This is a genomic window from Streptomyces sp. NPDC094448, from assembly GCF_044763775.1.
In the GTDB taxonomy this organism is placed as follows: Bacteria; Actinomycetota; Actinomycetes; order Streptomycetales; family Streptomycetaceae; genus Streptomyces.
The window spans coordinates 353,267-366,133 of sequence record NZ_JBIWGU010000003.1 but is presented as its reverse complement, the minus strand read 5'-3'; the positions used below and the strand labels follow the sequence as shown (position 1 = coordinate 366,133).

Genomic DNA, 12,867 nt, shown 5'->3' with positions numbered 1-12,867 from the left:
GCAGCGACGAGCCACACGGATGGATACCGCATGAGCAACCCCCTGGAAGAACAACTGGCCGAGGCCCTCGCCGAATTCGAGGAGACCCGTACCCAACTGGAGAAGGCTTCGGCCGAGGCGGCGCGGATCTCCGTGACCGTGACGTCGAAGGACCGCTCGGTGGAGGCGACCGTGGGGGGCCAGGGCGAGCTGAAGAACCTGCGCTTCCCCACCTCGCGCTACCGGAACATGGCCCCCGCCGAGCTGGCCGGAACCCTGATGGCGACCATCACCCAGGCCCGGACGGAGGCCGCGTCCCAACTGCTCGACCTCTACCGGCCCTTCGGTCCCGTGCCCGGTCTGTCCGCCGGGGCCGACGGCGGCTTCGCCCCCATGTCCTGGGACGAACTCCTCGCTCCGCTGCGGGAGGAGGGCATCGAGGTGTCGGCGACCCCGGCCGGCGCCCGCTCCGCGGGAGCCCTGTTCGACGAGCTGATCGACGACGAGACCGAGGACGGCGGCGCCACGGGCACCGCCGGTGGCCCCCGGGAAGGAGCAGGGCGATGAGCGGCGTCGACATGGACCCCGAGAAGGTCGGGAAGGCCGGCGAGTCCCTGGAAGGCGTGGGCGAGAAGCTCAAGATCATGGGCGAGGAGTACATCGACAAGATCAGCACCTACCGCGGCTGCTGGGGCACCGGGGAGTTCGGGGAGGCCTTCGCGAAGAAGTACTACCAGGGACTCGCTCCCCTGGTGGAAGGCGTCGAGGCCCTGGGCGAGGCCGCGAAGAACAGCGGAAAGACCCTGGGCGCGCACAAAAAGCGGATGAGCGGTTCCCAGGAGGGCATCATCGACCACATCAACGGGTCGAGGAGAGGCTGACCCGTGTCGATTCAGTTTCCCCCCGAGTGCGCCTGGCTGTTCGCCATTCTGACGGGTGAGATACCGCCGGACGGTGACGAGGACAAGCTGTTTGCCCTGGCCGAGGTGCATGAGGATCTGCGGGGGAAGCTGAATACGACGTTTCAGGCCATGGTGGCCGATGCGTTGGGCTACACGAAGCAGAATTTCGACGGCGATGCCGCGAAGATGTACCAGGAGGCGATGAAGGCCTTCCTGGGGGGCCAGGAGGGCCTGGACTACTTCAACGCCGTCGGTGACCAGGCCAAGTTGGTCGCCGATTTCACGCGGAAGTCGGCGACCCAGCTCCAGTACACCAAGTACATGATCATCGCGCAGTTGGTGGCGTTGCTGATCGAGGCTGCGGTGGCGGCGGCGACGGCGTTCTTCTTCGGCGCGTCGATCGGCGCGTATCTGCAGAAGCAGGCGATCGTACGGGCGATCCTGAAGACGAAGCTCGGCCGTCTGGTGGTGATGCTGCTGACGCATCAGGTCATCAACGTCGGTATGGGCGTGGCGATGGATTCCATGATCCAGTGGATTCAGCTGAACCAGGGGACGCGGGACGAGTGGGATACGGATCTCACGAAGAACGCGGCGCTGTCGGGGATGGTGCAGGGTCTGCTGGCCGGTCCGTTCAACGCGCTGGGCAACCGGTTCGGGAAGCTGCTCGCGAAGATGTTCGGGCTCGACTCGGGGCGGAATCTCGGCAACAGGATCGACGGAGTCCTGCCGCCGCCGAAGAAGCCGGACGTGGACATCGGGCCGCTGCCGAAGAAGCCGGATACCAAGCCGGACACCAAGCCGGACATGGAGGCGCCGGTCCCGCCGCCGAAGGACGCCCCCGTGGTTCCGCCCAAGGACGGGCCCCCGGTGCCGCCCCAGGACGGACCACCGGCCAAGCCGAAGACCGAGTCGGGAACTCCGGAGCCCGCTCCCCGGCCGAAGCCGGACCCGGCGGAGCCCGCGCCGGAACCGGGAGCCAGGTCTCCTGAAACGCCGGATGCGGGCAAACCGGATCCGAAGGCGCCGGTTTCGTTCGGCCGGGACATCAGCGACGCGTTCCGGAAGAACCTGCCGGGGACCTACGGCCCGAACGCGGGCAAGGCCGCCGCCGACTTCGTCAAGGACGTGGGGGAGGCCTTCCGCCGCCAGTACGGCGACGGGGCCGCCGACGCGGGCCGCGACTGGGCCCGGACCCTGCTGGAGAAGACCGGGACGAGGGAGCTGCCGGACGCGCTGGAGAAGGCGCTCGGGCCGATCGCGAAGGAACTGGGCCCGGATCTGACGAAGGTGCTGAGCCAGGGCGCGGCCGACTCCCTCGGACGCAGCATCCTCCGGGAGATCGCCGAAGGCACGGGCCGGGGCCTCTTCGAAGGCGCCCATGCCGCGGTGTCCGAGGGCATGTACAACCTGATCTTCTCCGACGAGCACACCTTCAAGACGTCCGGACTGACCTTCGCCTCCGGCATGGCCGAAGGCCGGCTGGGCGCCATGATGGAGACCGGCGGCGAGAACGTGGCCATGGGGCTGCGCGGCAACCTGGGCATGGCACCGCCGAGCCGGCTCACCGAAGGTGACGGTGCGGCCACCGGCAGCGGGGCCACCGCGTCGCTCGCCGCCGCCGGGGACACCGGGGCGAACCCCGGCGGTCTCACCGACGAAATGCCGGACCTCGCCCTCGACGAGTTCTTCGCCCATGAGGACGACGACCTCGGCTATCTGCCGGTGGACGCCGACGACGAGTCTCTGTACGGCGACGACGCCGACGACCTGGGGAATCGGGAAGGGGACGACGAGCCGCAGAGCGGCCCGCCCCTGGCGTCCCCCGTCCCGACCGCGACCGGCGCTGGAGCGGGCGTGGCCGGCAGCGCCGCCCCCGCGGCCTCCCAGTCCCCGGCCGGGCAGCACAACAGCCCGTCCCACCAGAGCAACCAGGGCAACCAGGGCAACCAGTCGAATCAGGCTTCCCAGCGGTCCGGCGCGGGCGATGCCGGTTCGGGCGCGAAGCGACCGGAGGGGATTTCCACCGAGAGCAGTGCGACCGGGTCGGACCGGGCCGGGGCAATGGACGATTCCACTCGGGCGGGCAGCACCGACCAGCAGTTCGACGACCCGCTGAAGGAGACGAACCAGCCGGTCACCGAGAGTACGGTGCCGTCGAAGGACCCCACGGAGAAGCCCGGAGGGAACGGGAACGAGTCCGTTCCCGAGCCGTCCTCCGCCACCGCACCGGCAACCGTGCCGGTGGAGACGCGGCTGGACGAGAACATGTTGTCGGACGACGACGATGACGAACGGGACCATCTGAACGTCAGCTCGGCGCCGCCGCTGGTGGACGACACCCCTCAGAACGTGCCGGGGAACCCGGAGAACACCCCCGGTCCGAGCATGCCACCGTTCGCCACGACAACGGACATCGGCTCGGACGACGGGAACTCCTTCCACACGGCCTCGGAGTTCTCCGTGTACACCGACGCCCACTCGGAACCGCAGCAGCTCGGCCCGGACGGACAGCAGGCCGACGACGTCTCCGTGGGGGAGGGCGACGACGAGCCGGCCTTCGGCGGAGGCGACTTCGGGCTCGGCCGGCTGTTCCGGGAGGAGAACGACAGCGCGGCGGCGTTCGGCCGTGGCGACTTCGGGCTCGGCCGGCTGTTCCGGGAGGAGAACGACAGCGCGGCGGCGTTCGGCCGTGGCGACTTCGGGCTCGGCCGGCTGTTCCGGGAGGAGAACGACAGCGCGGCGGCGTTCGGCCGTGGTGACTTCGGGCTCGGCCGGCTGTTCCGGGAGGAGAACGACAGCGCGGCGGCGTTCGGCCGTGGCGACTTCGGGCTGGACCGGCTGTTCCGGGAGGACGACGGCGACCCGGCACCCTTCGAGCACGGTGATTTCGGCCTGGGCCGGTTGTTCCGGCAGGAGAACGACGGCACGGCGGCGTTCGGCGGTGGCGGCTACGCGTTCGGCCGGCTGTTCCGGCAGGACGACAGGGCCGAGGACCTCGCCCCCGCGGTCCGCGACCTCGGAACGGACCACCGCGGTGTCCCCGGCGGGGTGCAGCTCTCCACCGCCGGCTCCGGAGTTGTGAACGCACTGCGTCAGAGGCTGCTCAACACCCTGGAGGCCCAGGGCATCGGCCGGGACGACCCCCGGCGCGCCGATGTCGAGCGGCAGCTCGACACCCTCATCAGCCCCCAGGCCCTGCACGACAACCGGGTGATGCTGCTGAGCCCCGACGGCCACCGCATCACCGTCGTCCACAACGGCACCGAGTATCCGCTCGATGTCCGCCTGCACCTCTCGGAGCCCGGGGCATCGGAGATGTACGGCTCGTCGGGCCGCTTCCCGCCGCGCAACAACGAGGACCGGCTGTCCTCGGGCTACGACAGGACGTCGCAAGGCGGTACGAGCGCGGTGCGCACCGTCTCCCTGCCCGCCTGGGCCGGATCGCTGGCCAACAAGCTCAATACGCTGGCCGTCCCGGTCCTCGGCGATATCTGGAACCGTGTCACCGCCTTCAGCCTCTCCGTGACGCCCACGATCGGCCTGGGCCGCCACACCCTGTCCACGACCGTCGCCCAAGCGGTCGTCGCCACCACCATGATGCGCAGCGGCGAGCCGGCCGTCCCCTTCGACTACCAGGCCGCCTGGAGCATCCGGACACCGAACGACGGCACCCCCGACCCCGACGACGGGGCCGCCGACGGCACCGGCGACGATGTCCCCCTCCAGCCGCGGAACGGGAGCCTCTGGTCGGACCCGGTGGGCTCCGGAATCGTCACGGCCTGGTTCCCCAAGCACCTCACCGTTCCCGGAGACCCCACCGGGCCGACCCATGTCATCAGCCGCGACGAGCCCGGCCTCCGGGCGCATCTGGAGAAGCTGCCGCTCTGGACCATGGATTCCATGACGGACCCCGGCAGCCTGCTGCGTCATGCCGAGGCGCAGTTCGGACGGGAGTTCAACCAGCTCTCACCGGGCTCCCGGGACGCGTTCCGCCGCTTCTTCGGCGGCCCGCAGCAGCTCGGCGCGCTGCCCCTCCAATACACCGGGTCCGACGGAGAACGCTCGTCCCAGGGCACCGTCTCGCCCCTCCTGGTCGACCAGGACGGCAACGCCGTGGGCATGTTCAAGGTGACGGCGAGCATCACACCCACCGGCGATCCCGGTCTGCGGGACATCCATATCACCGACACCTACAACTTCGAACGCGCCCTCGACCGGCAGACCAAGGTCGACTCCCAGGCCAAGGTGGGCCGGACGGTGGGCGCCGACGGTGCGTTCGGGGCCACCCTGAACACCCAGCAGCCCGGTGAACCGTCCGCGCTGAGGGACTTCAACTTCGCCGTCACCGGCGCGGTCAAGGGCAGCGGCTCACTCCAGAAGGACCAGTCCTTCGGGGCGGGCTCCACCCACAACCTGCTGCGCAATCTGCGGGCCAACGGCGGACATGTGCTCACCCCGGCCCAGGTCACGTACCAGGTCACGTTCATCGGCGCCGACGGCACCCCCCGGCGCGCCGACCGCGAGATGACGGCGACCGACGTGTGGATCCGCGCCCTGCACCCCGACACCGTCACCGCCCCCACGGCCGAGGAGACCGTGGCGCCGCCCACCGAGGTGGCCGGACTCCAGTCCCTCGGCGTCTCGGCGACCCCCATCGCGGTCGGCGGAGCGGGTGCCCGCGCCGTCCTCGCGGAGACCCGGCGCTGGCTCACCGAGAACGGATATCTGCCCCGGACCGAGCCCGTGACCTGGCCCGGCGGCGAGGCCCTGGTCAAGGCACGGCTGGAGAACCTGCGCGATCTGGACCTGTTCACCTCCGCCCATGGCCTCCAGGCCGGTGCCGACGAGTTGGTCGACGGCGGCTACACCCTCCACTTCAACAAGCCGGCATTCGGCGGCACCAATGAGCGCATCGCCGTCACGCTCGACCTGCGCAGACCCGCGCCCCCGGCCGACGGCACCGACGCACCCCCGATCCGGCACCTCAAGAAGGCCTCCGGCGTCGTCATCCCCAACATCAGCGGTATCACCATCCCCGGAAGCAGCTCCCGCACCCGGACCACGTCCTGGTCGCTGGGCGGCAGTCTCGACGCCGGGCGCGCCGTCGGCGATTCCGCGGTCCGGCTCTCCGGCAATGCCGAGATCAAGAGGACCTGGCAGAACGCCCATACCCTCACCACGGGCTCCGGGCTCGCCTACTCCCAGCTCCTGGGGACGAGCAGACAGTCCACCGAGGTGTTCCGGGTGCCCGCCGAACTGCATCTGACGATCTCGGCGGGGCGCGAAACCCTGCACGGCTACCACTCCGGCATGTTCACCCCCGCCGCCCAGGACGGCTCCGGAACCCCCAACGACCCCGGCGCCCATCTCGACGTCGCCCTGCCCGAGAAGCGCACCGTATCGGCTACCACCCCCGCCCCCACCGCGGGCAACGTCACCGTCACCGACCCGGGCGGGCTCCTGCCCGACAACGCCATGGTCGACATCATGCGCGGCAGTACCGTGCTGAACGACCTGGTGAACAGCCTCATCCGGCGGTCGACCGCGGAAGACGACCCGGGCGACCGGGACACGGAGCCCGGCGACCTCCCCGACGGCGGCGTCCTGCCGACGCACACACAGCCGGCCGCCCACGGCGGATCCGGTTCGCTGATGTCCTCACTCGTCGACGCCGCGACGACGGTACGGCAGGTGGCCACCGGTGACGACCGTGCCGCCCAGGAGATCCTGCTCTCCGAGGCCCTCCACGCCCAGCTCACCCCCGGCGCCCTGACCGCCCGCGCCCACCAGATGGTCAAGGGCGTGTACGTCATCGACGATCTGTTCGTCCCGGGCGCCACGGTCGGGACCGATCTCGTCGTCGAGATCAGGGCCCGGATGACGAACCTGCGCCGGCTCGACACCGTCTCCCAGTACGGAGAGGTCGATCTGGGGTTCGTCGACAGCGCCTCCCACCAGACCAGCACCACGACGTCCCTGGAAGGCGGCGGCGGACTCGGTCTGAAGTCCGGCCCCGATCGCCCGGCTGCGGAGGCAGCGGCAGCCGGAACCCCGGCCGCCGGCCGTTCCGTCACCGGCGGCGGCGGTGCCAAGGTCATCCACGGCCGGGGTGCCGGCCACGCCGTGACGGCCGCCGTGTCGACGAGCAACACCCGTGTCCCCTCCGAGAGCGGCACCTACCACCGGATGGCCGCCGATATCGAGTACGAGGTCACGGTGGTCCGCGGACACCGGGGCGGACCCGTACACGCCGCTCCCGTCACGCTGAGGGGCAGCGATACGGTACCGGGCGGGATGCAGTTCCTCGCCACCCCGGAACAGCTCCGCCACAGCGGCCAGCTCACCGGACTCGCCGGAATCGACCGGCACGACGACCGGCCCCAGGACATTCCCCTGCCGGACCGCTTCCGTACCCACGGCATCGCGGGACTGGCCACGGTCCTCGAAGTCACCCCCCTGACCGCCCCGCTCCCCGCCCCGCAACCGCCCGGCGCCGCCGCGCCCGCGACCCGGCCCGCGGCGGCGGCACCCGTCACCGCCCCGGACCCCCGGGGCTTCCTCCGTACCCGGCTCACGGAACTGATCAGCACCGAGGCACCCGGCGCACTCACCCCCGGCAACTCCCACTACGTCCCCGGACTGCGCCAGCGCATCGCCGACTTCACCTCGCCCGCGGCCATGGCCGCACTCGTCGGCCGGGGCGCCGACCGGCCGCTCGCCTTCACCTTCCCCTACCCCGACGGCCTGACGACCAAGGACGTCACCGTCCGTCTCTCCGGCCGCACCGGCTGGGACCCGGCGGCCCTGGAGCACGCGCGGGGCCGCGCCGCCGCGGCGGGCGCGGGACTGGAGACCTTCAGCCAGCACGCGCCCAACAACATCACCGAAGCCCGGTCCACGACCACGAAGTGGGGCGCTTCCGGATCGGGCAGCGCCTCCGTGCCGACGGCCGCCACCGGCAGCCACAAGACAGGCGTCAGCCCCGGGACCGCGCACTCCACCACCCGTACCGACACCGTCGCGACCACGACCACCGCCGAGGACCGGATCTGGCAGCGCACCGACGGCGGGGCCGAGTTCAGACTGGCGTGGACCTTCAACGCGGAGATCTCCGTCGACGGTGCACGCCGCGGCGCCGTCCCCGAGGTGCACGCGGGCGTCACCCTCCGGTTCGCCCACGACAACGCCCCGGCCCCCGGCGGACCGGTGATCGAACGACTGCCGGCCGGCGTCCACGAGCAGGACCCGAGGACCGGTCTGACCACCGCCGAGGCCACCCCCGTACGGCCCAGTGGCACCGAGGCCGTCTACGGAGCACCGCAGTCCCTGCCGCTGCTCGACGCGATCCACGCCGTCGCGCCCTCCCTGGTCGACGCGGAAGGCCTCATCAGCGGTACGAGTCAGGAAACCGCGGCCGTACGGATCACGGAGCTGCTGCACGCCGGACAGATCACCGTCGACGGACTGCGGCAGGCCTCCGGTCTCGGCGGGCCGCCCGTCCACACCGCCGACGGCAACCCCCGGACCACCCTCAGCACCGAGATCCTCCGCCCGAGGCTCCTCGGCGACTCGCACGGAGTCACCATCGACCGGGTACGCCAGGCGGGCTTCGGCATCACGGCAGGATCGTCGACCTCACGTACCACCAACGTCACGCTCGGGGTCAACCACACCGTCGACGCCGAGGGGAACCACACCCTCGGCGCGAGCACCACCCCCTTCCACTACCAGTCGGTGCCGCAGGGGCAGGGCGGCGGGGACACGGCGGCCGGCCGCCGCTGGACCAAGGTGGGCTCCGCCGGACAGCGAACGGCCACCTCCGGGCTGCACACCCATGAGATCGAAGCCGACAGCGTCACCACCGTGACCGGACCCGACGGCACCCGCCATGTCACCGGCACCGTCGTCCTCCGCGTCTCCGAACTGGACCTGCTGGGCCTCGGCGTACTGCCCGACGCCGACCGCGGCGACGGGGTCTGGGACCTCTCCGCCCCGCCGCGCAGGGCGGACGGCACCGACGCGGATCCCGGCCCCGACGGCCACGACACCCGGCCCGACGCCACGATCGTCGAGCACCTCAACCGGGCCCGGGAGGAGCAGGAGAACGTCCTCGACGCCGACCGGCGCCTGCCCCAGCTCTGGATGACCCTGCCCCACGGCGACCGGAACGACCCCGAGTGGCTGGCCGCGGAACGGCAGACCATCGACCGGGCCGCCCGTATCGCCCGGGAATCGCAGCTGACCGTCGAACTCGCCGTACGCGACGACGACGGCATCCGCTACCGGCTTTTCGACCCCGAATCCGCCGATACCGAACGGCCCGGTGGCACCGGGGCCGGCGGCCCGCGCCCCGACTCCCTGGCCGCGCAGCCGCTCCACCGGCCCACGCCGTCCGTCACCACCGTCTCCAGCAGCCCGCCACCGCCACCGCCACCGCTCCCGCCGACCCGCAACCGCCCCGAGGGCAGCGATTCCACCGCCGCATCGCCCCCGCCGAGGGACCCGGACGCCACCGGGCCCGCGAAGCCGCCCCGGGCCGAAGGGGACTTCGTGAAGAACCGGGTCGGCAGGGAGGAGCTGCCCGTCCGGGGCCGCGACGACACGGCAGCCGTCAGCACGGAACGCTTCGACCCCAAGCTGCGCCAGGACGACCGGCCCGCAGGCCGCCTCCGGGGATCCGAGACCCGGATCCGCTACCGCGTCAGCCGGGAACAGCTCCCCGGCGGACGGACCGCACGGCACTTCTTCGTCACCCTGCCGTTCCAGCGCGGCCGGGACGTGAGCACCACCGACCTCACCGATCTGCAGCAGCGGGTCCAGAACCTGCTCGACACCCACATCAACCGCGGCTACCGGCTCCCCGGCTCCGGGGACCAGCTCATGGTGACGGCCGGGTTCCTCGACAAGCCCGACCGCCGCGACGCGATCACCCTGACCAGGACACCCGTACCGGGCCGCGCCGACCAGCTCCACTGGGACGTCAACGACCACGACGCGGTGCTGACCCATGAACTCCTCCACTATCTGGGCCTCCCCGACGAGTACCTGGACACACCGGGCAGAAAGGAAGGCGACCCCCATCTCTTCCGCTCCCGGCAGGACCTCACCGCGGTCCACGACGACGGGCTGATGGCCGTCGCGGACACCGCGTCCCTGTCGAGGGTGCTCGCGGACCATCTCGCCGTCATCGAGCGGATCAGCGATACGGCGAACATCCCCGTGCACACCACATCGGCGGCGCGGCCCACCGCCCCGTCCCGGATGCCCGCACCCGACAGCACGCCCGAGGACCCCCGCCCGGGTACCGGAGGCGGCGGTCGCGGACTCGACCAGCAGACGTTCGACATCCTCACCGGCTCGAAGGGCTCGGGCTCGGGCAAGGGAGGCAAGTGATGACCCGGCCGAGGCAAGGGGAGCGGACCGCACCAGAGGGAAGGGGCGGAATACCGGGGCTGCTGCGGCGGTTCGGCCGACGCGGCGAGGCCCCGGCCGGGGCCGCCCCCGCCGAAGGCCCCCGCACCGTCCTGGAGGACCTCTCCCACCGCTATCTGCTGCGGTCCTCCGCCGTCGCCGGATCCGCCGTCCGCGACCTTCTGCGCGAACTGCCCGCCGACGCCCGCCGGCCCGTCGTCGTCGTGGACGTACCGCCGGAAGCCGCCGGAAATCTCGGAGAAGAACTCGGCGCGCTGCTCGGGCGGCTGAGCGGTGAAGAGCCCCTCGCCGTACGGCTCGTACTGTCCGGCTCCGCGGCCCCGGCCGGGGCGGCCGGACCGCTCGCCCAACGGCTCGCCGACGCCTGGCGCCTCACCCTGGAGGCCCCCGACGCCGCTGCCGTCCTCACCCCCGGCGGGCTGCTGTACGTCTCCGAACCCGCCACCCCCGGCGGCGGCTGGTGGCGCTTCGTACCGGACACCGCGCCCGAAGCCCTCGGCATCCGGCTGCCCGCCCCCCGCTGGCAGCGCGCCCTGGCCCGGGTCCCCACCGGACGGGTGGGGGAGTGCGTGGCGCGGCCGGTGCCCGCCGGACTGCTGCTGAGCCCCGCGGAAGCCGCCGCGCCCCGCCCCGGCGACCCCGCCTACACGGCCGCCGCCCATCCCGAGAAGGTGAGCGTCCTGGTCGGCGTACCGCGCGCCCAGCCGGTCCCGGCCGACGATCTCGCGACCCTGCTCGCCGGGCTGCCCGCCGACGCCCGCTCCTCCGTACGGCTCGTCCCCGCCGACGGGCGCGAGGCGGTCACCCTGGCCGAGGACGTCTGCGATCTGCTCGGTACGGCGCTGGAGGTCACCCTCGGCCTGCCGTTGAGCGGCGGCGGTACGGCGGCGGAGGCGGCGGAGTCCGTACGGTTGCTCTCCACCGAGGGCGAGTTCACCTGGGCCCCGCCGCTGACCGCCCTGAGGTGCTTCCCCGCGCGGGACGACGGATCGCGCCCCGCGCCCGAGCCGACCGGCTGGTCGCTGCCGGGGGCCGCCGCCGGAGCCGGCGGCGAACCGGCGCTCCTGCTGGCGTCCGGGGCCCGGGCCGTCGCCGTACGCTCCGGACTCTGGCTGGGCACCGGCTCCGAACCGCCCCCGGAAGTCGGCCGGCGCGCCACCGACGCGCGTGCCCTGCGGGTCACCGTCGACTCCGCCTGTCTGACGGGACGGGAGCGCGACGCCCATCTGAAGGGACTCGCCGCGCTCCTCGCCGACCTCGACGCACCGTCCCGCGCGCACGCCGAGATCGCAGGGCCCGCCGACGCCGCGCCGGAACTCGTCGCCCACTTGCGGAGATTCGCCGTCAGGGCGGGGCTGGCATGGGCGGCCCCGGCCCCGGCCCCGACCGGGACGGTTCGGGCCGGGACGGAGCCCGCGGCGCATCGCGAGACGGGGACTCCGCCCGGCCCGCCGCCCACCGTCAGGGCCGCCCCGGTGGCCACCACCGGTCACACCCCGGCCCCCTCGCCCGCCCCGCTCCCCGCGACTGCCACCGTCCGGGCCGAGACCGCCGTCGCGGTCCCGCTGCTCGGTACGGTCCCTGACACCGCGCCGGCCGTGAGCGCGGCGGAGCCCACGGCCCGGTCCTCCGGTTCCCCGGCGGGCGGCCCGGCGGTTCCACCGACCGCCCCCACCGCCTCCGCCGGGCCGGCCGCCGGTGTCACGACGAGCGGCCGGGTGCAGCCTTCCGGTGCGCGCCCGGCCGCGGCCTCCGCCGGACCGGTGCCCGCGGAGGCACCCCGTACCACCGCCACGGCTCCCGCCCCCCACCGCCCCGCGCCCACCGGACTCAGCGGCGAACGGGACCGGCGCGCCTTCCGGGAACTCGCCGCGGACATCTGGGAGGAACACAGCGGCCCCGTCGCCCAAGCCCTGATCAGACTGCCCGCACTGCGCAGTTCGGGGGAGGAGGGCGCCGACGCCGATCTCATCGCCGTACGGCTCTACCTCTCCTCGGACCCCGACGACCCGTTCGGCGCCCGCGCACTGGCCGCCGATCCGGACCTGCTCCGCCCCTACGCGGTCTGCCTGGCCTCCGGACTGCGCCGACTGCCCGCGCTGCGCGGCACCCTGATCCGTGCCGTAGCCCGGCCCGGCATCCCGGACGACGTGGTTCCGGGGGCCGTACTGACCTGCGACGCCCCGCTGGACGTCGTCCACGCGGAGGCGCGCGGTGCCGCGCTGCCGCCCGATCCGCTGGTCCGCTACGCCATCCGGCCCGTCACCGCCCGGCGTACCTCCGTCCTCACCCGCGACGGAGACGGCGCCGGGGCCCTGTTCGCCGCCGGGACATCCTTCACGGTCCTGGCCCGCCGGGAGCACGGCGACGGATCACCGGCCCGGGTCCTGCTGGCGGAGACACCCGGCGGGGGCGGGCCGTTCCGGGAGCCGTCCGCCGGAGCCCTGGAGAAGCTGGACGCCGCCGCCTGCCGGCCCGCCACCGGGGAGCCGCCCTGGCCCGGACGGTGCACCGGCCCGTTCCACCTCTACGACCCACCGGCGTCCTGAGC

General features: G+C 72.8%; 4 protein-coding genes. All 4 read left to right on the top strand.

The features are described from left to right. Positions 1-30 precede the first annotated feature (30 nt). Genes ACIQ9E_RS07725 through ACIQ9E_RS07710 form a run of 4 tightly spaced genes read left to right on the top strand, consistent with a single transcriptional unit; the run spans position 31 to position 12,865 of the window. Positions 31-546, top strand: coding sequence for a YbaB/EbfC family nucleoid-associated protein (locus tag ACIQ9E_RS07725; RefSeq protein WP_403703543.1), 516 nt, complete (start codon positions 31-33; stop codon positions 544-546). Next, on the top strand, positions 543-860 hold the full coding sequence (locus tag ACIQ9E_RS07720) for a hypothetical protein (protein WP_403703540.1): 318 nt from the start codon (positions 543-545) through the stop codon (positions 858-860). Before ACIQ9E_RS07725 ends, ACIQ9E_RS07720 begins: the two co-directional genes overlap by 4 nt. Positions 861-863: 3 nt before the next feature. Next, entirely contained in the window at positions 864-10,277 is a 9,414-nt protein-coding gene (locus tag ACIQ9E_RS07715; RefSeq protein ID WP_403703538.1) for a hypothetical protein, read from the top strand. After that, on the top strand, positions 10,277-12,865 hold the full coding sequence (locus ACIQ9E_RS07710) for a hypothetical protein (RefSeq protein WP_403703535.1): 2,589 nt from the start codon (positions 10,277-10,279) through the stop codon (positions 12,863-12,865). Before ACIQ9E_RS07715 ends, ACIQ9E_RS07710 begins: the two co-directional genes overlap by 1 nt. The last annotated feature ends 2 nt before the right edge of the window (positions 12,866-12,867 follow it).

Excerpts from the sequence above, each read along its gene's own strand:
- ACIQ9E_RS07710 (WP_403703535.1), top strand. The coding sequence starts at position 10,277 with ATGACCCGGCCGAGGCAAGGGGAGCGGACCGCACCAGAGGGAAGGGGC.
- ACIQ9E_RS07720 (WP_403703540.1), top strand. The coding sequence starts at position 543 with ATGAGCGGCGTCGACATGGACCCCGAGAAGGTCGGGAAGGCCGGCGAG.
- ACIQ9E_RS07725 (WP_403703543.1), top strand. The coding sequence starts at position 31 with ATGAGCAACCCCCTGGAAGAACAACTGGCCGAGGCCCTCGCCGAATTC.